Origin of the sequence: Bradyrhizobium sp. HKCCYLRH2047 (assembly GCF_051168175.1) — a bacterium.
In the GTDB taxonomy this organism is placed as follows: domain Bacteria; phylum Pseudomonadota; class Alphaproteobacteria; order Rhizobiales; family Xanthobacteraceae; genus Bradyrhizobium.
The window spans coordinates 122,342-143,850 of the sequence record NZ_JBNPUM010000013.1; the positions used below are offsets into that span (position 1 = coordinate 122,342).

Here is a 21,509-nt window from a genome sequence, read left to right on the forward strand (position 1 = left end):
GATGCGATGACCTCCTGCCCGACGGCGGCGCAGCTCCGAGCGGCATTTGCGATGCCTCGTACGGCGAAGGCGGCTCAGGCTATGTCAGCGCACCCGCGTCCTCGAGCGCCGGCAGGTCGTGCACGATGATGCTGCCCTCGCTGATCGTCAGCATGCCACGATCGCGAAACTGCGCCAGGATGCGGCTGACGTGAACGGTGGTAAGGCCGACCGTGTCGGCGATGTGCTGCTGGCGCAGCGGCAGCGAATATCTTCGAGATTGATCGAGCCGGCCCGCGTTAGCCCGTCTCATCAGGCTGAGAATGAGAAAGGCGATCCGGCCTTCGGCGGGGCGCTGTCCCAGAACGCTCGCGAGCTCATACGCGTCCGACCTCTCCTGCAAGAGCAGCTCGAACCCGAGCGCCACCAGGGAGGGATCAGTCAGGCACTTCCTGCGCAAGGCGCCGGCGTGGAAAGCGCAAACTTGGACATCCGAGAGCGACTTGACGGAAAAATCCGCGCGCGACGGCACGTTCGAGAAGATCATCCGGACGGACGCAAAATCTCCCGTGAACAGGAACTTCACGATCTGCCGCCTGCCGTCGCTGAACGGCAGATAGCGGAACGCCCATCCACTGCAGAGGACGATGATGTCCGAGTCGGTTCCTACGGGATGGCCGGCCGCGACCGTGAAGAAGCGTTGATCCAGCTCCTTGAAAGCCGCTCGATCGCCGCACGACGCAAAGATAGCTCCGCAAAATCCCTTGTCGCTGGCAGGACAAGAGGCACATCTCGTCGGCGGTCCGATGTCCTGTCTCCCCATCAGGGGCGCTTCTCTGTGCGCATCACGGCAGCATTAAATCAGGAACGATCCCGAGCACAAGTGCATAACATTCGTTAAACGCCGAAGCGCAAATCTTAAGAAGATTTCGCCACTTTCGTCGATGTTAGCTGGCTCGCGAACGACGCGAATCTCCCCTGCTAAGAGCCGAGATGCTGTCGGCTGAATTAGTTCAGTGTGCCGGAAGGTTCGACGGCAGGTCGTTCGTTCGAGCCGTCCCCTTCTCTGCCGCCGGTAGATGCGTACAGCTAACAACCCGCAAATACCATCATCGAATTCGCTCCCATCTGGAAGGACTCCGCTCGATGTTCGCTCGCAAGACCGCTGGAGGCGCAGAGGCTCAACTCGCTGCCATCAGCCGCTCCCAAGCCATGATCGAATTCGACATGGACGGCACTATCCGAACGGCGAACAAGAACTTTCTCGACGCACTTGGCTACCGTCTCGAGGAGATTCAGGGCAAGCATCATTCGATGTTCGTGCCCGCGGATCAGCGCGAGAGCGCGGACTATCGCGCGTTCTGGGCCGCGTTGAACAAGGGAGACTTCCAGGCTGCGGAATTCAAGCGGATCGGCAAGGGCGGCCGCGAGGTTTGGATCGAAGCCTCGTACAATCCGGTTCTCGACGCCAAGGGCAAGCCCTGCAAGATCGTCAAGATCGCCATCGACATCACGGCCAAGAAGATCGCCCACCTCAAGGACAGTGGCAAGATCGCCGCGCTCGACTTCTCTCAGGCCGTGATCGAGTTCAACATGGACGGCACGGTCACCACGGCCAACGAAAACTTCCTGAAGGTCATGGGTTATGAGTTGCGGGAAATCCAGGGCAAGCACCACAGCATGTTCGTCGAGCCCGCCGAGCGCGACAGCGCGGCCTATCGCGACTTCTGGGCCAAGCTCAATCGCGGCGAATACCAGGCGGCCGAGTACAAGCGGCTCGGCAAGAACGGCAAGGAGGTCCGGATTCTCGCGTCCTACAATCCGATCCTCGACGAGCGGGGCAAGCCGTTCGCGGTGGTCAAGTTCGCGACCGACGTCACGGCCGCGAAGCTGAAGACCGCCGATCTGGCCGGCCAGATTGCGGCGATCGGAAAGTCGCAGGCGGTGATCGAGTTCAACATGGACGGCACGGTGATCACGGCGAACGACAATTTCCTGGCCGCGCTCGGCTATGCACTCGGCGAAATCAGCGGCAAGCACCACAGCATGTTCGTCGAGCCAATCGAGCGCGACGGCGCCGGCTATCGCGACTTCTGGGCCAAGCTCAACCGAGGCGAATATCAGGCCGGCGAATACAAGCGGATCGGAAAGGGCGGCAGGGAGGTCTACATCCAGGCGTCGTACAATCCGATCCTCGATCTGAACGGCAGGCCGTTCAAGGTCGTCAAATACGCGACCGACGTCACGAAGCAGGTTCTGGTGCGAATGGGCAACGAGCGCGTGCGCGGCATGATGGAATCGGTTGCGGCCGGCGCCGAGGAGCTCAACGCCTCCGTGCGCGAGATCTCCGAGGCCATGACCAAGTCGCGGGAAACCGCGATGGGCGCAGTCGATCGCGTCGGGGCGGCGGACACCCAGGCGCAGCATCTCTCCGCCGCGACGCAAGCGATGAGCGGCATCGTCGAGATGATCGACAACATCACCGGGCAGATCAATCTGCTGGCACTGAACGCGACGATCGAATCCGCCCGCGCCGGCGAGGCCGGACGCGGCTTCGCCGTCGTGGCCTCCGAGGTGAAGAGCCTCGCCAATCAGGCCAAGCACGCCACCGACAAGATCGGGCAGGAGATCGAAGGTCTCAACAACATCTCGGGCGAGGTGGTGCTGGCGCTCGGCGAGATCAAGCAGGCCATTCACAATGTGAGCGAGTATGTGACCTCGACGGCGGCAGCCGTCGAGGAGCAGAGCACGGTGACGACCGAGATGTCGAACAGCATGCAGCGCGCGGCGAGCGAAGCCGCCAAGATCGCCGCGGGATAGACGAGCGGGATAGACGAAACGTCGGGCCGGTTTGAACCGGCCGTCTTCCCGCGCCGGCTAATGCTGGCGAAGCGTGGAGAGGAACGACGGATGCGCGCGGCCTTCATCGGACTGATCCTGGGCGTCCTGCCCCTCACGGCGGCCGCCGCCTACGACGCCAACGATCCCGCCAATTGCAATGGCGTCGGCTGGGATGATGCGCGGCCGCTCGTCGTGGCCAAAGTGAGCGGCCAGCCGCGGGTGAACTTCGTCAAGAGCCCCTATGACGACGACTTCAAGGCCGCCAGCTGTCCCGCTGCGACCGACGCCTGCCGGAAGAAGGCTTACCTCGTCCGCGACGACCTCGTGCTGGTCGGCAGGACCCGCGGCGCTTTCGTCTGCGTCAGCTACCAGCAGCCGCATGCGAAGGCACAGATCTGGACCACCGGCTGGTTGCCGCGCGCGGCCCTCACCGCCGTCGAGCCGATGGCCGCGCCGGCGACGGCCGACTGGACCGGAAGCTGGGAGCACCCTGGAGGGGGGCTGACGATCAGGAAAGAGGCCGGCAACCGGCTCCGGATCGAAGGCGATCAGGTGCTGCCGGCCGGGCGCGAGTTGCGCAATGGATCGCTCGGCGCCACGGCAGAGCCGAAGGGCGGCCTCATTGCCTTTGTCGACGACGGCAGCACGCCGTTCGAGCGGCCGAATGCCGGCGACGAGTGCCGCGTGCGCCTGCAGCGAATCGGCGCGCTTCTGCTGGTCGAGGACAACAATGATTGCGGCGGCGCCGGCGTCAGCTTCACCGGACTCTATCATCGCAAATAGCCGCCGACGGCTTACGCCCAGCGGCGCGCCATCGCCACGCAGACGACGACGATTCCGGCTGCGGCAATCATCGTTGCCGACACCGGCTCATGCAGCAGCAGGCTCGCGAAACCGAGGCCAAGGAAGGGCTGCAGCAGTTGCAGTTGGCCCACCGTCGCAGTGCCGCCACGGGCGAGCCCGCGGTACCAGAAGGCGAAGCCGACGAACATGCTGAAGACGGAGACATAGGCGAGGCCCAGCCACGCCGCGGCCGTGATGTCACGGGATGCGGCGGGCAGCGTCAGCACCGCCATCAGCAGCATCAGCGGCGCGGACAGCAGCAGCGCCCACGAGATCACCTGCCAGCCGCCGAGCCGGCGCGTGAGCATGGCGCCCTCGGCATAGCCCAGGCCGCAGACGATGATCGCGGCGATCATCGCGAGATCGCCGATCGGCGACGCGACGCCATCCTGCGACAGGGCGAAGCCCGAGACCGCCGCAGCCCCGAGCGCAGCGAACAGCCAGAACAACGGCCGCGGCCGCTCGCCGCCGCGCAGCACGCCGAACAAGGCGGTCGACAACGGCAGCAGACCAACGAACACGATCGCATGGGCCGAGGTGATGTGCTGGAGCGCCAGAGCGGTGAGCAGCGGAAAGCCGATGACGACACCGAGCGACACGACTGCCAGCGACACCAGATCGCGCCGGCCGGGGAGCGGCTGACGCAGCAGCATGAGACAAAGCGCGGCCAGCACGGCCGCGAGCGTCGCGCGTGCGCCGGTCAGGAACAGCGGCGAAAAACCCTCCAGTGCCGCCCGCGTCGCCGGCAGCGAGCCGCTGAAGATCGTCATGCCGACGATGCCGTTCCCCCAGCCTTCGATCGATCCCTTCATGCACGGCTCCTCCTCGCAGATCCCATAGCCCGACCAGGCTTGTTGCGGCAGCGACAGACCGATACAATTTCCACAATCTGTATTGGTGCAAAGGGCGACACACTTGGGAGAAGTGACGCGCGATTCCCGCCGGGGCGGCACGCGGACCATCGCCGTGGTCGATGCGATCCGGCAGCGCTTGGCGACGCGCGCGCTCAGCGCCGGCCAGCGTCTGCCCTCGATCCGCGCCTTCGCCGCGGCGATGGGGGTCTCGCCAGCCACGGTCGTCGAGGCCTATGACCGACTTGCCGCGGAAGGCGTGATCCGCGCCCGGCGCGGCTCCGGCTTCTATGTCGCCGATACGGCGCTGCCGCCGCTGGCCCTCGGCGATCGCGAGCCGCGCCGTCCGCGCGGGGTCGACCCGTTCTGGGTGTCGCGGCAGTCGCTCGACGCCGGGCCGGGAACGCTGACGCCCGGCTGCGGCTGGCTGCCGGCCGAGTGGATGCCACAGGACGCGCTGCGGCGCGCGGTCCGCGCGCTGGCGCGCGGCGGCGGGCCGGTGCTGAGCGACTACGGCGCGGCGCGCGGATCGGCGGCGCTACGGCGGCTGCTGCAGGGCCGCCTTGCCACTATCGGCATCGACGCGTTCAGCGAGCAACTGGTGCTGACCTCGTCCGGCACGCAGGCGATCGACCTGATCTGCCGCATGCTGCTGCGTCCCGGCGACGCCGTGCTGGTCGACGATCCCTGCTACTTCAACTTCCTCGCCCTGCTGCGCGCGCATCAGGCGCGGATCGTCAGCGTGCCGATGACGCCGGGCGGCCCCGACATCGCCCGGTTCGAGGCAGTGCTCGCGGCCGAGCGCCCGCGGCTCTACATCACCAATTCCGGTCTGCACAATCCGACCGGGGCGACGCTGTCGCTGCAGACGGCGCATCGGCTGCTCAACGCCGCGTCAGCGCATGACACCATCATCGTCGAGGACGACATCTACGGCGATTTCGAACCCGCGCCGTCACCGCGGCTCGCCGCGCTCGACGGGCTTGCGCGGGTGATCCTGGTCGGCAGCTTCTCCAAGACGCTGTCGGCCTCGGTGCGCTGCGGCTACATCGCGGCGCGCGCGGACTGGATCGAACCGCTGATCGACCTGCAGATCGCGACCGGCTTCGGCGGTCCCGGACAATTCGCCGCGGAGACGTTGACCCAGGTGCTGACCAGCGGCAGCTACCGCAAGCACGTCGAGGAGCTGCGCGCACGGCTTGCGCGAGCGCGACCGCGCGTGGCGGCACGGCTGCAGCGCATCGGCATCGCTCCATGGCTGATGCCACGCGGCGGCTTTCATCTGTGGTGCAGGTTGCCGGACGGCCGTACGGCGATCGAGGTGGCCCAGGCCGCGCTCGACGAACACGTGGTGCTCGCGCCCGGCGACGTCTTCAGCGCGGCGCAATCCGCCGCGACGATGATGCGCTTCAACGTCGCGCATTGCGAGGATCCGCGCGTCATCCAGGTGCTGGAGCGCGCAACCAAGTCGCCGGCCGCGCGTTCATCGCGCGGCCAAGCGGCCAATTCGGCCGACGGATAAGGCTTAGTAGCAGTAGCGCGGATGCGCGCGAACCCAGGAGCCGTCGCCGCGTTGCAGATAGCAGCCGTTGCGATAGGAATAATAACCGCCACGACGGCGCTCGCCGTCGGCCGCGATGGCAGCTCCGGTGCCGGCCCCGATCACCGCGCCGATCGCAGCACCACGGCCGCCGCCGATCGCGCCGCCCAGAATCGCGCCGCCGGCGCCGCCGAGGATGGCGCCACCCAGCGCGTCCTGCGCGGCAGCTTGATGCAGCGGCGCTGCGACCGAAAGCATGAGCAGCGCGGCAGCGCCAAGGCGGGTGGCGAAAGGAATCCCCAGACGTCGGATCATGAACAGGTCTCCGTTTCGGGCACGCTATTCCACCCGGCGAGGCCGTTCTTGATGCAGATCAAGGCGACGTCAAGGCGGGGGAATCCCGGACGTTGCCAGTGACGCATCATGCTGCCGCGCGCTGATCCTGCGTGCGGTCCTCGATGATGCTGAGCAGATATTTCGGCTCGCCCTCACCGATCGAGACTGGCAGCCGGCGCACGACGATGTCGCGCGGACCGTTTCCGGGCGTGAGAATGCTATGGGCTCGCGGCTCATCGTCGCCGCGCCCTGCGAGCTGTTCGCGGGCGGCTTCCTCGAGGATCGCGCCGGTCGGCGGGGAGAACAGCTCGGCCGGCGTGCGGCCGATGATGTCCGTGCGTGGCACGCCGAACAGACGCTCGGCGGCGCGATTGACGAACATGTAACGCAGCGACTGCGCCTCCTTGGCCAGCACCGCCTGCGGGATGTTCTCGAGCAGTGCGGCGAGGAAGTATTCGGCGCGCGCGAGCTTGCGCTCGGCCCGGCGCTGCGCGGTGAAGTCCTCGTGCGTGGCGATCCAGCCGCCGCCATCCACAGGGCGTTCCGAGATGCGGATGATGCGGCCGTCGGCGAGCTCGACCTCGAAGATCTCGGCCCGGCGCTCCTTCATGCGCTCGCGGAGCGCGGCGAGATATTCCGACGGCTTCTCCCGCAGCAGACCGACCTTGGCGCGATGCGCGAGGATCTCGCGCACATGTGCACCGGGTTTTGCGATCGAAGCTGGAACGTTGTATAGCCTGCGGAACTGGTCGTTGACCATCAGCACGTAGCCGAAGCTGTCGAGCATGATCAGGCCCTGGGCCATGTTGGCGACCGCCGCATCGAGCCGCTGCTGGCTGCTGATCGCGCCCTGCTCGAGCTGCTCGTGCTGGCGCAGGATGTCGGTGTACTGGCGCTCGATCTCGACCTCGTGCTGCTCGAGCTCATGCAGGCGGAATGCACCGTCCTGATAGGTCGCGACGGCCTGCGCGACCCGTCCGATCTCGTCATGGCGCCGCGCGTGCGGAATCTTGAGCTTGATGCGGCCGGCGGCGATGCGGTCGGTGACGCGGGCGATGTCGAGCAGCGGCATCAGCACGCCCCGGCGCAGCGCCAGCGCCGCGGCCGCGATCAGCGTGATGATCACCGCTCCGAGCGCCCCCAGATAGAACGCGGCCATGCCGCGCGCATCGGCCGTCTCGCCGAGCTCGCGGGTGCGGTCGGCATAGAGCCGCGACAATTTCTCGAGGTCCTCGTTGAGCGCGGTGCGCACCGCGCGATTCTCGTCATTGTCGCCGAGCTCGCGCGCCGCGGACGATCCGACCGAAATCGTCTGCCGCGCCATCTCGGTGCGGAATGCGACGAATTGTTCGATCCGCTTCTTGAATGGGGCGAACAGCGCGGCGTCACCGTCGGCGACCTGGGCTTCCCACTCCTCCACCACCTTGCTCAGCTGCGCCAGCTTCACGAGCTGCGCATCGGCATAGCGCCGCGCGACGGTGCGGTCCGCCGACATGTAGATGCCGCGCGATTCCATCACGACTGCGTAGATCAGCGCGTTGGTCCGCTCGGTGTTGCGGGACGCCGCGGCAAGCGCTTCGAGTCGGTCGTAGAACAGGCGCTGCTCGCGCAGCGCCGACAGCGCGCCCAAAGTGGACAGCATCACCAGGACGGCGAATGCGGCCGCAGCCGCCGAGATCTTGTCGTTCAGGCTGAACGACGGCAGCGACCTGTTGAACCGGCGCAATAGCTCACGCATGGCGGGCTCCCTCGATGAAGCGCAACCATCAGACGCAAGATGCGTAAACAACAAGTTCCGATTGGTGGAACAGGCACGCAACCAATCGTTAACCAAGTCCGATGCCGGACGAGGCCTGACTGCCGCGGGGCAGGGACGCTCAGCAGCGCGCGTGTCGTCTACTGCCTGAGCATGATCAGCGGATTGGCGCTGTCGGGCACGAGCCGCCACTGCGCATTGTCGTCCGCTTCGAACCGCCAGGTCTCGCCACGGTCCGACATCAGCATCATCTGGCCATGCTCGAGCCGCCATTGGCTCGGTGCGAACGCCGCGACGGCGGGATCGCATTTCGGCTTCACGAACACCTGGAAATTATCATTGCCGGCGTCGTTGTTGGTCAGCACCAGGCTGCAGATCGTGGCGCCGTTGCCGCGGACCATGGCCCAGTCGCCGATCATCTGGTCCATGGATTTCGCCAGCGACCGCGCCGCCGCCAGGTTCTGCAGGATGTAGACGCCCTCGCCCTGACGCAGGCCTTCGAAGATGCCGGCCTCGACCTCGGTGAAATCGATCACCGCCTCGCCATTGGCGGCCTGGAGGCTGACGATGTCGAGGCCCTTCACGTTCCAGCCGGCGATGTCCTTGGTGAAGGGCAGCGCCGTGGCGCAGCTCGGCTCCAGCTCGAGCTTCTGCCCGCGCGGCGCGACGTCCGGCTTCAGGGTCACGACGCAGGTCTTGCTGCGCTCGGTGGTCGCGAGCTCCCACTGCCCGATCATCGCCTTCTTCAGGCTGGCGGCGTCTTGTGCGACGACAGGGACGCCCGCCACCGACAGCAGCGCGATCAGCAATGGGAGCAGACGTTTCATCGGCGACCTTTCACCGGCGTTTCCGGAACGGGCGTCAGCGGCGGCTTGCCGGCAAACCAGACCTTGAGGTTGTCGACCACCAGCTGATCCATTGCGTTGCGGGTTACGATGGCAGCCGAGCCGATGTGTGGCAGCAGCACGACATTGTCCATCGCCTTGAGCGCGTCCGGCACCGCTGGCTCCTTCTCGAACACGTCGAGGCCGGCGGCGAGAATCGTGCCGGACTTCAGCGCTTCGACCAGAGCCTGCTCGTCGATGACCGAGCCGCGGGCGACGTTGACGACGACGCCGCGCGGTCCGAGTGCCTTCAGCACCTCGGCGTTGACGATTTTGTTGGTGCCGGCACCGCCAGGCACGATGACGACCAGCGTGTCGACGTCCTTGGCCATCGCGAGCAGGTCGGGATAGTGTTTGTTGGCGACGCCCGCCGCCGGGTTGCGCGAGTGATAGACGACGGGGACGAGCGACGCTTCGAGCCGGCGCGCGATCGCCTGGCCGATGCGGCCCATGCCGACCATGCCAACGGTGCGGTCGCGCAGCGAGCCGACGCTGAGCGGATAGGGCTTCTCGCTCCACTCCCCCGAACGAACGAAGCGATCGGCCTTGATGAATTCGCGGCACGTCGCGATCAGGAGCCCGAGCGCCACGTCGGCGACCTCCTCGGTCAGCACGTCCGGTGTGTTGGTGACGATGATGCCGTGCTGTCCGGCGTGCGCGGCTGCGATGTGGTCGTAGCCGACGCCGAAGCTTGCGATCATCTCGAGCTTCGGCAGCATCGCCATCACGGCGGCGTCGGTCTTCACGGTGTGGAAGGTCACGGCGATGCCGCGGATCCGGCCCTTCACGTCCGCCGGCAGCGCTTCGAGATCGGCCTGCGTCGTCGCATGGTGCACGTTGAAGCTGTCCGGGAATCCTTTTTCCAGGATCGGCCGCAGCGGCCCATAGACCAGAACATCGATCTTGTCAGACGAAGTCGCCGCCATCAGTTGTCCTTTCCAAGCGCGCTCTCATGCCAGCGCCGTAAAACGAGGTGCGAAACTAGCGCCAGCAAGCCATAAATGACAATCCCGGCGACCGACAGCAGCACCAGCGCTGCGAACATGCGGGGTATGTTGAGACGATAGCCGGATTCCGCGATGCGATAGGCGAGACCGGATCCGGCACCAGCGCTGCCCGCCGCGATCTCGGCGACGACCGCGCCGATCAGCGACAGGCCGCCGGCGATGCGCAGGCCGCCGAGAATGTAAGGCAGCGCCGCCGGCAGCTTCAGATAGCGCAAGGTCTGCCAGCGCGAGGCGCCATAGAGCTGGAACAGCCCGGCGAGATTGCGATCGACCGAGTTGAGGCCAAGCGCGGTGTTGGACAGCACCGGGAAGAAGCCGACGATCCAGGCGCACACGACCACCGCCGTCTGCTGCGGCAGATAGATCAGGAGCATCGGCGCAATCGCGATGACCGGTGTCACCTGCAGCACGACGGCATAGGGAAACAACGCCCATTCCAGCCATTTCGACTGGTTGAACAACAGCGCCAGCGCGATGCCGCCGAGCGCTGCGGCGATGAAGCCTTCGAATGTCGTGATCAGGGTCGTCAGCAGCGATTGCGCGAGAATGTCCCAATCGGCGACAAGCGTCTTCAGCACCAGCAGCGGCCCGGGCAACACATAGGGCTGGATGCCGTTGAGGCGCACAACCAGCTCCCACGCCGTCATCGCAGCGACGAACACGATCGCGGGAAAGGCGAGGCTCGCAAGCCGCGCGCCCGAGAGGGACGATTCTCGACCCTGCATGCTCACAGCGCATGCACTCCGGTATAGGCCGGTGCGAGCGCGTCAGAGACCCGGCGGCAATCATCGGCATAAGCCGGCGAGGCACGGAACGCATCATCGCGCTGGTCAGCGTCGATCCTGATCTCGGCACTGAGCCGGCCGGGTCGCGCCGTCATCACCAGCACGCGCTGCGACAGATAGACCGACTCGAACACCGAATGGGTGACGAACACGACCGTCATGTTCAGCCTGCGCCACAGCTCCAGCAGATCATTGTTGAGGCGGAAGCGCGTGATCTCGTCGAGGGCAGCGAACGGCTCGTCCATCAGCAGGATGCCGGGGTGCGTGACGAGCGCGCGCGCCAGCGAGGCGCGCATCTTCATGCCGCCGGATAGTTCGCGCGGAAAGGCGTCGGCAAAATCAGCGAGACCGACCTGCTCGAGCGCCGCATCGATCCTTGGACGCGCCTGGCTCGCCGGCACCCGCGCAAGCTTCAACGGCAGGCCGACATTGTCGCGCACGCTGGTCCAGGGCATCAGGGTCGGCTCCTGGAACACGAAGCCGACGCGATCGCCGGGATGCGCCTCTGACGAGGCGGCGACATCCACCGTCCCGGCGCTTGGCGCCACCAGACCCGCAATCAGGCGCAGCGCCGTCGACTTGCCACAGCCGGAGGGGCCGAGCAGCGAGACGAATTCGCCTTTGGCGATGGTCAGATCGATCGGCCCCAGCGCGGCGACGCCGGACTCGTACACCTTGGTGACGCCGCGCAGGCATACCGCGGTCGCAACGGCGCGCTCGGACGAAGGGGGTGAGCTCATTTGCTGAAAAGCGCCGCTCGAGCGTCCTACTTCTTCGGCCGGAGATCGATGCCGACGCCCTTGTTGACGAAACGCAGCGTATACGACTTGCGATAGTCGATCGTCGACTTGACGACGCCGGCCCGCACCATCTTGTCGAAGAAGCTGGCGACGCGCTCGTCCGTCATGGCGCCGATGCCCTTCTCCACGCTGTCGCCGGAATCGACGATGCCGTACTCCTTCATCTTGGCGACCGAATAGGCAAGGAGATCATCGGTCATCTCCGGGTTCATCTTCTTGATCAGCGCGTTGCCCGCGGAATTGTCGCCGTAGATGTAATTGTACCAGCCGATGATCGAAGCATCGACGAAACGCTGCACCAGGTCCGGCTTGCTCTCGATGAGGTCGCGCCGCGTCTCGATCAGGGTCGAATAGGTGTTGAAGCCGTTGTCCGCGAGCAGGATCACGCCGGGCTTGAAGCCGGCGGCGCGCTCGACCGCGAACGGCTCCGAGGTGACATACCCCTGCATTGCGCTCTGCGGCGTAGCGATGAAGGGCTGCGGATTGAACGTGTAGGGGCGGACATTCTTCTCGGAGAAGCCGTATTCCGATTTCAGCCATTGATAGTAGCTGGAGATGCCTTCCTTGGAGACGAACAGGGTCAGCGGCTTCAGCTCCTCGAGCTTGGTGATCCTGGACTCCGGATGGGTCAGGAACACCTGCGGATCCTTCTGGAACATCGCCGCGATCGACACCACCGGCACGTTGTTGGCGACGGCGTCGAACGACATCAGCGTATTTGCGGCCATGAAGAACTCGATCTTGCCGGAGATCAGCAGCATGCGGTTGTTCTCGTTCGGACCGCCCGGCACGATCGTCACGTCCAGTCCGTAGCGCTTGTAGGTGCCGTCGGCGACCGCCTGGAAGAAGCCGCCATGCTCGGCCTCGGCAACCCAGTTGGTGCCGAACGAGACCTTGTCCAGCATCTGGGCCTGAGCCGCCGACATCAGTCCGGCTACGACCAGCGATGCCGCCATTAACGTTCGCGACAGAAGCGCCTGCGCCATGTCTGGTCTCCCCGGTTCTTTCTGGCTGAACATGCTAAGATCAATCGGTGATAACTACCCTGCCCGACGGACGAAGGAAATGGCCCGCGCGATGACCGTGCCGCCCCGCGACTGGACCGAGCTGCACTGGCCGGATTTTGGAGCGCCCGACTCGGGAACGCCCGAGACCGCGCGCTGGATCGCGGTGCTGCCGCTCGCCGCCACCGAGCAGCATGGGCCGCACCTGCCTCTCGGCACTGACGTCTACATTGCCGAGGCTTATCTCGCGCGCGTCCGCGCGCTGCTGCCGCCGGCGCTGCCGGTGACGGTGCTGCCGGTGCAGCCCGTGGGGATCTCGACCGAGCATATCGACTATCCGGGCACGCTGACCGTGCCGACGGAGGTCGCGCTGCGGAGCTGGCGTGCTCTCGGCGACAGCGTCGCGCGCGCTGGACTCAGGAAGCTCGTGATCGTCACCAGCCATGGCGGCAACAGCGCTGCGATGACCCTGGTCGCGCAGGATCTGCGCGCTGATCACCGCATGCTGGTGGTGACGACGTCATGGTCGCGCTTCGGTGCGCCCGATGGGTTGTTCTCGGCCGATGAGCTGCGGCACGGCATCCACGGCGGCGCCGTCGAGACCTCGATCATGCTGGCCTGCCATCCCACGCTGGTGCGCACCGATGCCATCGCCGCTTTCCCCTCGCGCGGCGCTGAAATGGAAACCACCTGCAAGGTGCTCTCGACGCAGCGGCCGGCGCCGATGGCCTGGCAGACGCAGGACCTGAATGCGAGCGGTGCGGTCGGCGATGCCACGCAGGCGTCGGCGGAGAAGGGCGAGCGCGTGCTGGACCACGGCGCGCGGGCGTTCTGCGCGCTGCTGGAGGACGTCGATAACTTCGACGTGAACACGCTTCGCCGCGGCCCGTTGCCGGGCTGCTGAACCGAGGCCAAGCCCCTGTATCAACGAACGAATTTTCAGGGCGCCGGGCACCTCATCCGGCGATTCGAACCGGTTTCGAAAAGGCTCCGTCCAATTTGGCAAGCGGCCGACGCCGGCCGCCCCAATAGCAAACAGGAGCCTTCGACCATGTCGATCAAGACCAAGATTGCCGCCCTCGCACTGACCGCGCTCGCCGTCACCGGCAGCATCGCGGCGACGTCGACGCCCGCTGCGGCCAACGGCTTCCACCATCATCACTGGGGCTGGGGCGTCGGTGCCGGCCTCGTCGGAGCCGCCGTCGTCGGCAGCGCCATCGCCGCCAGCAACGACGGCTACTATTACGGCGGTGGCTATCGGTACTGCCGCTGGGTGCCGCAGTACAACGTCTACGGCCAGTATGTCGGCCGCGTCAGGGCCTGCGGCTATTGATGCTGGGCGTTCGCCTCGCCCCGCCCAATCACGGCCAAGGCCCGCCTCACCCATCCGCCACGGCCGGGCTTCCACCTGCCCCGATCCGCGATCTCGACAACCCGCCCGGCCGCCCCGGGCGGGTTTTTTGTTGCGCAGGCGCCACACCCGCAATCAGAAACCGAATGAACCAGCCCTGCGCTTGCTGTTGCGAATTAATCGCAACATAAATCATCCACAAATTGCCGCGTACCGTCCACACTTCCGATCGAACATCGTCGACTCCGTAATCTTCTCGTGACTGTGCGCGGGCAATCAGTTGTGACGTTGCCTGTGTCGTCGTGTGCCTCGCCTTGGGAATCTGCCGCCATGATCCGTTCGAACTGCACCAGGGAGATGATCGCGGCCGGCGCCATGATCGCTTCGCTCACCGCCTCCGCCGCTGCCGCCGACCTGCCGGTCAAGGCCCGGATGGCACAGACGGTGTTCGACTGGACCGGCCTCTATGTCGGCGTCCATGCCGGCTATACCCGTGACCATGCCCGGGCGACCCTGACCGACCCGAGCGGGACGGCCAACGCCGGCAGCCCGTTCAGCGGCCTCACCGGCGGCGTACAGGCCGGCTACAATTGGGTCACCCGCTCCGGCCTGCTGCTCGGGCTCGAGGGCGATTTCAGCTTTCCGAACTATCTCACCTCCAACCACACCGTCGCGATGCTGGGCACGCCCGGCTCGAACGTCTCGGAGCTCTGGGACTATGTCGCCACCGCTCGCGGCCGCGTCGGCTACATCGGGGGCGACTGGCTGGTCTATGCCACCGGCGGCCTGGCCTGGACCGGCGGCCGCTTCATCAACACCAACGCAGCCGGCGACACCGAGAAGCTGCTGACGACGCGGCTCGGCTGGGCCGCCGGCGCCGGCATCGAACGCAGCTTTGCGCCGCATTGGAGCTGGCGCCTCGAATATCTCTACAGCCATTTCGAGAACGGTGGCGTCCGCTTTTCCAACGGCGCCAGCTACAATTCGCAGCTCGACTTCCAGACCCTGCGGGTCGGGCTCAACCGCAAGCTCGACTTCGCCGGCGGTCCCGAGCTCAAGCTCAAGAGCGATCCGTCCGATCCCGAATCCGAACGCTGGGAGATCCACGGCCAGGCGACCGTGATCGGCCAGGGCTATCCCGCATTCCGCGCCGCCTACACCGGCGCCAACAGCCTGACACCCGCGCGCCAGTTCCAGGAGACCTGGAGCAACAGCCTGTTCATCAATGCGCGGCTGTGGGACGGCGGCGAGGTCTACTACAATCCCGAGCTGCTGCAGGGCTTCGGCCTCAGCAACACCGTCGGCCTTGCCGGCTTCTCCAACGGCGAGGCGCAGAAGTCGGACTTCCCCTATCCGCATTACAACACCTCGCGCCTGTTCCTGCGCCAGACCTTCGGCTTCGGCGGCGAGCAGGAGCAGCTCGGCAGCGGCCAGTTGCAGCTCTCCGGCAAGCAGGACATCTCGCGTCTGACGTTTCAGATTGGCAAATTCCCCGTGCTCGACGTGTTCGACGGCAACGCCTACGCCAAGGATGCGCGCAAGGACTTCATGAACTGGTCGGTGTGGGCGCCCGGCGCCTTCGACTACGCCGCCGACAAGCTCGGACTGACCTACGGCGCGACAGCCGAGCTCAACCAGAAGAGCTGGGCGCTGCGCACCGGTTATTTCCTCATGGACGCCGTATCGAACTCGAACAATTTCGACATGAACGTCTTCCGCCGCGGCAGCTACGTCGTCGAATTGGAAACGCGCTACCAGTTGTTCTCGCAGCCAGGTCACCTACGCACCATTGGCTGGTTCAACAGCGTGTTCTCCGGCAGCTATCGCGAGACGCTCGACGATGCTGCGCTCAATCTCGACATCAGCCAGACGCGGCGCGGCCGCAGCAAATACGGCTATGTCGTCAGCTTCGACCAGGCGTTGACGGACGATGTCGGCCTGTTCGGGCGCTGGAGCTGGAACAACGGCAAGACCGAGATCATGGCGTTCACCGACATCGACAACAGCCTGTCGCTGGGCACTTCGATCAAGGGCACCCGCTGGGGCCGTCCCGACGACACGATCGGCCTCGCCGGCGTGACCAACGGCCTGTCGCGCGACCACCGCGCCTTCCTCGCCGCCGGCGGCCTCGGCCCCTTGATCGGCGACGGCGCGCTGAACTACCGGCGCGAGAGCATCATCGAGGCCTACTACGCCTATTCCATCAACAAATACCTGACCTTCACCGCCGACTACCAGTTCGTCAACAACCCCGCCTACAACGCCGACCGCGGCCCGGTGTCGATCTTCTCGGGGCGCTTGCACGGGGATTTCTGAGGAGCGGTCGCGCAGGCGTTGCGCCCTGCGGCCTGACGCCAGTGAGAGCCGAAACTGGCGCTCCACAAAAGGTGTCGTCCCGGCGAACGCCGGGACCCATACCGCGGACGCCATCGAGGGACCTCGCTGGCAGTTGTCCTGCCTGATCGTCAGCGCCCGTGGTGGCGGCAATTCGTCGCCGTTCCGAGTGCCTTCGATAGATCGCGCGGTATGGGTCCCGGCGTTCGCCGGGACCACACCGGAGGTTCAGGAGCTGCCCGTGCCTCAAGCGAACCAGCCTCCCACTTTCAGCCCTCCCATGCACGCCACCTCCGCACACCGGCATTGGGCGCTTGCCGTCCCCATATGCTAGGACCTGTCCCCATCCTGCCCCTCCGGGCGCCAGACAAGGTCGAAATGCTCTCCGTCGAACTCGCCATCATCGTCGTCCTCATCGTCGTCAACGGACTGTTATCCATGTCCGAACTCGCGATCGTGTCGTCGCGTCCCGCGCGGCTGGCGCTGCTGGCGGAAAAGGGCGTTTCCGGCGCCCGTCGGGCGCTCGCGCTGGCGTCCGATCCCGGCCGGTTCCTCTCGACGGTGCAAATCGGCATCACCCTGGTCGGGGTGCTCTCCGGCGCATTCTCCGGCGCCACGCTCGGCCAGCGCCTGACGCAGTCGCTGCTGGAGCTCGGCCTGTCGGCTTCCGTCGCCGACATCGTCGGCGTCGGCCTCGTCGTCACCATTATCACCTATGCCACGCTGATCGTCGGCGAGTTGGTGCCGAAACAGCTCGCGCTGCGTGATCCCGAGGCGATCGCCGTCCGCGTCGCGCCGGCCATGCAGTTGCTCGCCAAGGTGTCGCTGCCGCTGGTGGTGCTGCTCGACCTTTCCGGCAAGCTGATCCTGACGCTGCTCGGCCGCTCCGGCGAGGCCGAGGAGAAAGTGTCGGAGGAAGAGATCCATCATCTGGTGCGCGAGGCCGAGACCGCCGGCGTGCTCGAGCCAGGCGAGAAGGAGATGATCGCCGGCGTGATGCGGCTCGGCGACCGTCCGGTCGGCGCCATCATGACGCCGCGGCCCGAGGTCGACGTCGTCGACCTCAACGACGACCCCAAGGCCATTCGCGAACTGCTCGCCAAGAGCCCGCATTCGCGCCTGCCGGTGTCGGACGGCGAGCGCGACCGTCCGATCGGCGTGCTGCAGGCCAAGGACCTGCTGGCGGCGTATCTGCGCGATGAGACGCCGGACCTGCGCAGCCTGGTGCGCGAGGTGCCGATCATTCCGTCCACCGTCGATGCGCGCGACGTGATCGCCATCCTGAAGGTGGCGCCCGTGCATATGGGGCTGGTGCACGACGAATACGGCGCGTTCGAAGGCGTGGTGACCGCGGCGGATATCCTGGAGTCGATCGTTGGCGCGTTCTCCTCCGAGGAGGGCCCGCCCGAGCCGGCCTGCGTCCGCCGTGACGACGGCTCGCTGCTGGTCTCCGGCTGGATGCAACTCGACGAGTTCGCCGACGTGCTGGCGATCGAGGTGCCGCCGCATCGCGGCTATCACACCGTCGCAGGCCTCGTGCTGCAGCACTTCGGCAGCGTGCCCGAGGTCGGCCAGAGCTTCGAGCTGCAAGGCTGGCGCTTCGAGATCATCGACCTCGACGGCCGCCGCATCGACAAGATCCTGGCGACGAGGCTCGCGCCGGACGGCGGCGAGCCGAACGTGGGGTGATTGAGCCCCACTGCTGCGGCCCGACCAGTGCGCTCCCTCTCCCGCTTGCGGGGGAGGGTTGGGGTGGGGGCGCCACAGCGGCAGTCGCTCCCGGAGCATTCCCTACCCGCATCGCACCTGACGATGCGATGCGACCTCCCCCGCAAGCGGGGGAGGCGCTGACCGTCGTCGGCGCGACAGATGTGACCCGGCGTCTCCGTACCGATGGAGCCCCAAGCCAAGCCGCATCTGCGTTCGACTAGCCTCGTCGCGGGAACGTGAAGAGGCTGCCTGCGTATCCTTTGATAGGCCGGACCGAGAGGCCGGATCCCGACCGCTCCGCTTGATATCAAACCATCACACAGGGCACTTAGGGTGCGGATTCGGCCGGCACTGTCCGGCCGACCAGCCCTCAAGCCATGACACGGCCACGTCCGCAGCCTCCGCCGATGGTTGCGGCCGACCAGACGAGACATGCCGATGCTGCTCCGGGACATCAGGACGACCGTGCTGCGCGAAACCGTGCGCCCCAATATCTGGGACGTCGTCGCGCTGATCATCGTGGTCGGCGCGATGGTGCTGATCGTCTATGGCGGCGAGCAGACCACCCAGCCCTTGTCCGCGCTCGACACCGCCCCTGTCTCGCTCGATCCGTCCAACCTGCCGCTCTACGCGCTGCGCACCACCTTGCGCATGCTGCTCGCCATCGCGTGCTCGCTCGTCTTCACCTTCGTCTATGCGGCGCTCGCGGCCAAGAGCCGGCGCGCCGAGATCGTGCTGATCCCGCTGCTCGACATCCTGCAGTCGGTACCGATCCTCGGCTTCCTGACCTTCACCGTCGTGTTCTTCATGAACCTGTTTCCGGGCCAGGTGCTGGGCGCCGAGCTCGCCTGCGTGTTCGCGATCTTCACCAGCCAGGCCTGGAACATGACCTTCAGCATGTACCAATCGATGCGCAACGTGCCGAAGGACCTGGAGGAGGCGACGCGCAGCTTCCACCTCTCCGGCTGGCAGCGCTTCTGGCGGCTCGACGTGCCCTATGCGATGCCCGGCCTGATCTGGAATGCGATGATGTCGATGTCCGGCGGCTGGTTCTTCGTCGTGGCGTCGGAGGCGATCACGGTCGGCAACACCACCGTCACCCTGCCCGGCATCGGCTCCTATGTCGCGCTCGCCATTCAGCAGAAGGATCTGGCGGCGATCGGCGCCGCGCTGCTGACCATGCTGCTCGTCATCACCGCCTATGACCAGCTGCTGTTCCGCCCGATCGTGGCCTGGGCCGACAAATTCCGCTTCGAGCAGACCGCCTCCGGCAATCCGCCCACCTCCTGGATGCTCGATCTGTTCCGGCGCACCCGCGCCCTGCGCTCGCTGTCGATGCCGTTCGCTGCGCTCAACCGCACCTTCTCGAACCTGCGGATCAACTGGCCGAAAGCCTGGAGCGGCCCCGTGCGCCACGCGCCGCCGTCGCAGATGGTCGACGGTCTCTGGCTTGCCGTGGTCATCCTCGGCTGCGTCTATGCCGGCTGGAAGACCTATCTCTATCTCTCGGCGACGCTGGCGCTCACCGACGTCCTCACCGCGATCGGCTACGGCCTGATCACGCTGATCCGCGTCGCGGTGCTGATCGCGCTGGCGTCGCTGATGTGGGTGCCCGTCGGCGTCTGGATCGGGCTGCGGCCGAAGCTCGCCGAGCGCATCCAGCCGCTGGCGCAATTCCTCGCCGCCTTCCCGGCCAACCTCGCCTTCCCGGTGTTCGTCGTGCTCATCGTGCGCTTTCGCCTCGACGCCAATGTCTGGTTGAGCCCGCTGATGATCCTGGGCACGCAGTGGTACATCCTGTTCAACGTCATCGCCGGGGCCAGCGCCTTCCCGACCGACCTGCGCGAGGCCGCCGCGAGCCTGCATCTCACCGGCTGGCGCTGGTGGTTCAAGGTCGTGCTGCCCGGAATCTTCCCCTATTACATCACCGGCGCCATTACCGCCTCCGGCGGCTCGTGGAACGCGGCGATCGTCGCCGAGGTCGCGAGCTGGGGTGATACCCATCTCACCGCAAGCGGGCTCGGCGCCTACATCGCTGCGGCCACCGAGCACGGCGACTTTCCGCGCGTCGTGCTCGGCATTGCCGTGATGTGCATTCTCGTCACTCTGTTCAACCGGCTGCTGTGGCGGCCGCTCTATGCCTTCGGCGAACGCCGGCTGCGGCTCGGCTGACCGGGAGAATTGTCATGCGCGACCAGGTCAAGGACTCATCGCTGATCGAGATCAAGAGCGTCAGCCGGCTGTTTCCCAAGGGCAGCGGCGAGGATCTCGTCGTGCTGGAGAAGGTTGACCTCACGATCCGCGCCGGCGAGATCGTCGGCCTGCTCGGACGCTCCGGCTCCGGCAAGTCGACGCTTCTGCGGATCATCGCCGGCCTGGTGTCGCCATCCTCGGGCGAAGCGCGCTGCCGCGGCGAGATCATCGCCGGCCCGCCCGTTGGTGTCGCCATGGTGTTCCAGTCGTTCGCACTGTTTCCCTGGCTGACCGTGCTGCAGAACGTCGAGCTCGGCCTCGAGGCGCTCGGTGTCGACAGCGCCGAGCGGCGCAAGCGCGCGCTGGCCGCGATCGACCTGATCGGTCTCGACGGTTTCGAATCCGCTTTTCCAAAGGAGCTCTCCGGCGGCATGCGCCAGCGCGTCGGCTTCGCCCGCGCGCTGGTGGTGCATCCCGACCTGCTGCTGATGGACGAGCCGTTTTCGGCCCTGGACGTGCTGACCGCCGAGACACTTCGTACCGACCTCGTCGATCTCTGGACCGACGGGCGGCTGCCGATCAAGTCGGTGCTGATGGTGACGCACAACATCGAGGAAGCGGTGCTGATGTGCGACCGCATCCTGGTGTTCTCGTCCAATCCCGGCCGCGTCGCCGCCGAGTTCAAGGTCGACCTGCCGCATCCGCGCAACCGGCTCGATCCGGCGTTCCGCCAGCTCGTCGACAGTCTCTATGCCCGCATGACGCAGCGGCCCGAGCCGAAGCTGCCGAGCACCGCCAGCGCCGGCGTCGGCATGGTGCTCAGCCACGTGTCGTCGAACTCGATCTCGGGCCTGATCGAGACGCTCGCCGGCGAACCTTATAATGGGCATGCCGACCTGCCGGTGCTGGCGGGCCATCTGCAGCTCGAGGTCGACGAGATCTTTCCCTTGGCCGAGGCGCTGCAGCTCCTGCGCTTCGCCCAGCTCAGCGAAGGCGATCTGACCCTGACCGAGGCCGGACGGCGGTTCGCGCATCAAGAGACCGACGAGCGCAAGAAGCTGTTCGCACAGCATCTGATGGAGAACGTGCCGCTGATGGGGCTGATCCGCCGGGTGCTCGACGACCGCCCGTCGCATGCCGCCCCGGCGGCGCGCTTCCGCATCGAGCTCGAAGACTACATGTCCGAGCACTATGCCGACGAGACGCTGCACACCATCGTGTCATGGGGCCGCTATGCCGAGCTGTTCGCCTACGACGAGCAGTCGGAAACCTTCAGCCTGGAAAACCCGCACTGA

The 21,509-nt window shown here is 66.2% G+C and carries 18 protein-coding genes; 9 read left to right on the forward strand and 9 right to left on the reverse strand.

Annotation, left to right across the window (positions count from 1 at the left end; genetic code table 11):
• Nucleotides 1-79 precede the first annotated feature (79 nt).
• Complete coding sequence (locus ACQR1D_RS26805; RefSeq protein WP_316183133.1) at nucleotides 80-565, reverse strand: Crp/Fnr family transcriptional regulator; 486 nt, start codon at nucleotides 563-565, stop codon at nucleotides 80-82.
• Nucleotides 566-1,125: 560 nt separating this feature from the next.
• Here ACQR1D_RS26805 and ACQR1D_RS26810 point away from each other — a divergent pair.
• Nucleotides 1,126-2,799 (forward strand): PAS domain-containing protein, encoded by a 1,674-nt coding sequence (locus tag ACQR1D_RS26810; RefSeq protein WP_434894162.1) that lies wholly within the window; start codon nucleotides 1,126-1,128, stop codon nucleotides 2,797-2,799.
• A 90-nt stretch (nucleotides 2,800-2,889) separates the two neighbouring features.
• Nucleotides 2,890-3,603, forward strand: a complete 714-nt coding sequence (locus ACQR1D_RS26815; protein WP_434838465.1) for a hypothetical protein — start codon at nucleotides 2,890-2,892, stop codon at nucleotides 3,601-3,603.
• Nucleotides 3,604-3,614: 11 nt separating this feature from the next.
• Here the strand turns inward: ACQR1D_RS26815 and ACQR1D_RS26820 are convergent, their stop codons facing one another.
• Nucleotides 3,615-4,475 carry a DMT family transporter gene (locus ACQR1D_RS26820; protein WP_434838464.1) on the reverse strand — a complete coding sequence of 287 codons (861 nt, stop codon included), beginning with the start codon at nucleotides 4,473-4,475 and terminating at the stop codon, nucleotides 3,615-3,617.
• 112 nt (nucleotides 4,476-4,587) lie between these two features.
• Here ACQR1D_RS26820 and ACQR1D_RS26825 point away from each other — a divergent pair, with 112 nt between their 5' ends.
• A complete protein-coding gene (locus ACQR1D_RS26825) occupies nucleotides 4,588-6,036 on the forward strand; it encodes a PLP-dependent aminotransferase family protein (RefSeq protein WP_434838463.1) in 1,449 nt (482 codons plus the stop codon).
• 3 nt (nucleotides 6,037-6,039) lie between these two features.
• Here ACQR1D_RS26825 and ACQR1D_RS26830 read toward each other — a convergent pair whose 3' ends face one another.
• From ACQR1D_RS26830 to ACQR1D_RS26860, 7 genes are all read right to left on the reverse strand, one after another.
• Nucleotides 6,040-6,369 carry a hypothetical protein gene (locus tag ACQR1D_RS26830; RefSeq protein WP_316183137.1) on the reverse strand — a complete coding sequence of 110 codons (330 nt, stop codon included), beginning with the start codon at nucleotides 6,367-6,369 and terminating at the stop codon, nucleotides 6,040-6,042.
• Nucleotides 6,370-6,475: 106 nt separating this feature from the next.
• Nucleotides 6,476-8,128: a PAS-domain containing protein gene (locus ACQR1D_RS26835; protein ID WP_434838462.1), complete on the reverse strand. Its 1,653-nt coding sequence runs from the start codon at nucleotides 8,126-8,128 to the stop codon at nucleotides 6,476-6,478.
• A 158-nt stretch (nucleotides 8,129-8,286) separates the two neighbouring features.
• Nucleotides 8,287-8,883, reverse strand: a complete 597-nt coding sequence (locus ACQR1D_RS26840) for an AprI/Inh family metalloprotease inhibitor (RefSeq protein WP_315800906.1) — start codon at nucleotides 8,881-8,883, stop codon at nucleotides 8,287-8,289.
• An 86-nt stretch (nucleotides 8,884-8,969) separates the two neighbouring features.
• Nucleotides 8,970-9,956, reverse strand: coding sequence for a 2-hydroxyacid dehydrogenase (locus ACQR1D_RS26845; protein WP_315800526.1), 987 nt, complete (start codon nucleotides 9,954-9,956; stop codon nucleotides 8,970-8,972).
• A complete protein-coding gene (locus ACQR1D_RS26850; protein WP_315800527.1) occupies nucleotides 9,956-10,762 on the reverse strand; it encodes an ABC transporter permease in 807 nt (268 codons plus the stop codon). The genes ACQR1D_RS26845 and ACQR1D_RS26850 overlap by 1 nt, the downstream gene beginning before the upstream one ends.
• A 2-nt stretch (nucleotides 10,763-10,764) precedes the next feature.
• Nucleotides 10,765-11,562 carry an ABC transporter ATP-binding protein gene (locus tag ACQR1D_RS26855; protein WP_315800528.1) on the reverse strand — a complete coding sequence of 266 codons (798 nt, stop codon included), beginning with the start codon at nucleotides 11,560-11,562 and terminating at the stop codon, nucleotides 10,765-10,767.
• Between the two features lie 26 nt (nucleotides 11,563-11,588).
• Entirely contained in the window at nucleotides 11,589-12,578 is a 990-nt protein-coding gene (locus tag ACQR1D_RS26860; RefSeq protein WP_434890490.1) for an ABC transporter substrate-binding protein, read from the reverse strand.
• 109 nt (nucleotides 12,579-12,687) lie between these two features.
• Between ACQR1D_RS26860 and ACQR1D_RS26865 the strand changes: the two genes are divergently transcribed.
• The 6 genes from ACQR1D_RS26865 to ACQR1D_RS26890 all read left to right on the forward strand — a co-directional run bounded on the left by ACQR1D_RS26865 (nucleotide 12,688) and on the right by ACQR1D_RS26890 (nucleotide 21,509).
• Complete coding sequence (locus tag ACQR1D_RS26865; RefSeq protein ID WP_410053196.1) at nucleotides 12,688-13,530, forward strand: creatininase family protein; 843 nt, start codon at nucleotides 12,688-12,690, stop codon at nucleotides 13,528-13,530.
• Nucleotides 13,531-13,677: 147 nt separating this feature from the next.
• Nucleotides 13,678-13,959 (forward strand): hypothetical protein, encoded by a 282-nt coding sequence (locus tag ACQR1D_RS26870; protein WP_315752260.1) that lies wholly within the window; start codon nucleotides 13,678-13,680, stop codon nucleotides 13,957-13,959.
• A 348-nt stretch (nucleotides 13,960-14,307) separates the two neighbouring features.
• Nucleotides 14,308-16,293, forward strand: a complete 1,986-nt coding sequence (locus ACQR1D_RS26875) for a carbohydrate porin (RefSeq protein ID WP_434894161.1) — start codon at nucleotides 14,308-14,310, stop codon at nucleotides 16,291-16,293.
• A gap of 396 nt (nucleotides 16,294-16,689) precedes the next feature.
• Nucleotides 16,690-18,000, forward strand: coding sequence for a hemolysin family protein (locus tag ACQR1D_RS26880; RefSeq protein ID WP_315800530.1), 1,311 nt, complete (start codon nucleotides 16,690-16,692; stop codon nucleotides 17,998-18,000).
• A 459-nt stretch (nucleotides 18,001-18,459) separates the two neighbouring features.
• On the forward strand, nucleotides 18,460-20,193 hold the full coding sequence (locus ACQR1D_RS26885; RefSeq protein ID WP_315800909.1) for an ABC transporter permease: 1,734 nt from the start codon (nucleotides 18,460-18,462) through the stop codon (nucleotides 20,191-20,193).
• A 14-nt stretch (nucleotides 20,194-20,207) separates the two neighbouring features.
• On the forward strand, nucleotides 20,208-21,509 hold the full coding sequence (locus ACQR1D_RS26890) for an ABC transporter ATP-binding protein (RefSeq protein ID WP_316183142.1): 1,302 nt from the start codon (nucleotides 20,208-20,210) through the stop codon (nucleotides 21,507-21,509).

Excerpts from the sequence above, each read along its gene's own strand:
- ACQR1D_RS26810 (WP_434894162.1), top strand. The coding sequence starts at position 1,126 with ATGTTCGCTCGCAAGACCGCTGGAGGCGCAGAGGCTCAACTCGCTGCC.
- ACQR1D_RS26815 (WP_434838465.1), top strand. The coding sequence starts at position 2,890 with ATGCGCGCGGCCTTCATCGGACTGATCCTGGGCGTCCTGCCCCTCACG.
- ACQR1D_RS26820 (WP_434838464.1), bottom strand. The coding sequence starts at position 4,475 with ATGAAGGGATCGATCGAAGGCTGGGGGAACGGCATCGTCGGCATGACG.
- ACQR1D_RS26830 (WP_316183137.1), bottom strand. The coding sequence starts at position 6,369 with ATGATCCGACGTCTGGGGATTCCTTTCGCCACCCGCCTTGGCGCTGCC.
- ACQR1D_RS26835 (WP_434838462.1), bottom strand. The coding sequence starts at position 8,128 with ATGCGTGAGCTATTGCGCCGGTTCAACAGGTCGCTGCCGTCGTTCAGC.
- ACQR1D_RS26840 (WP_315800906.1), bottom strand. The coding sequence starts at position 8,883 with ATGATCGGGCAGTGGGAGCTCGCGACCACCGAGCGCAGCAAGACCTGC.
- ACQR1D_RS26845 (WP_315800526.1), bottom strand. The coding sequence starts at position 9,956 with ATGGCGGCGACTTCGTCTGACAAGATCGATGTTCTGGTCTATGGGCCG.
- ACQR1D_RS26850 (WP_315800527.1), bottom strand. The coding sequence starts at position 10,762 with ATGCAGGGTCGAGAATCGTCCCTCTCGGGCGCGCGGCTTGCGAGCCTC.
- ACQR1D_RS26855 (WP_315800528.1), bottom strand. The coding sequence starts at position 11,562 with ATGAGCTCACCCCCTTCGTCCGAGCGCGCCGTTGCGACCGCGGTATGC.
- ACQR1D_RS26860 (WP_434890490.1), bottom strand. The coding sequence starts at position 12,578 with ATGGCGGCATCGCTGGTCGTAGCCGGACTGATGTCGGCGGCTCAGGCC.
- ACQR1D_RS26865 (WP_410053196.1), top strand. The coding sequence starts at position 12,688 with ATGGCCCGCGCGATGACCGTGCCGCCCCGCGACTGGACCGAGCTGCAC.
- ACQR1D_RS26870 (WP_315752260.1), top strand. The coding sequence starts at position 13,678 with ATGTCGATCAAGACCAAGATTGCCGCCCTCGCACTGACCGCGCTCGCC.
- ACQR1D_RS26875 (WP_434894161.1), top strand. The coding sequence starts at position 14,308 with ATGATCCGTTCGAACTGCACCAGGGAGATGATCGCGGCCGGCGCCATG.
- ACQR1D_RS26880 (WP_315800530.1), top strand. The coding sequence starts at position 16,690 with ATGCTCTCCGTCGAACTCGCCATCATCGTCGTCCTCATCGTCGTCAAC.
- ACQR1D_RS26885 (WP_315800909.1), top strand. The coding sequence starts at position 18,460 with ATGCTGCTCCGGGACATCAGGACGACCGTGCTGCGCGAAACCGTGCGC.
- ACQR1D_RS26890 (WP_316183142.1), top strand. The coding sequence starts at position 20,208 with ATGCGCGACCAGGTCAAGGACTCATCGCTGATCGAGATCAAGAGCGTC.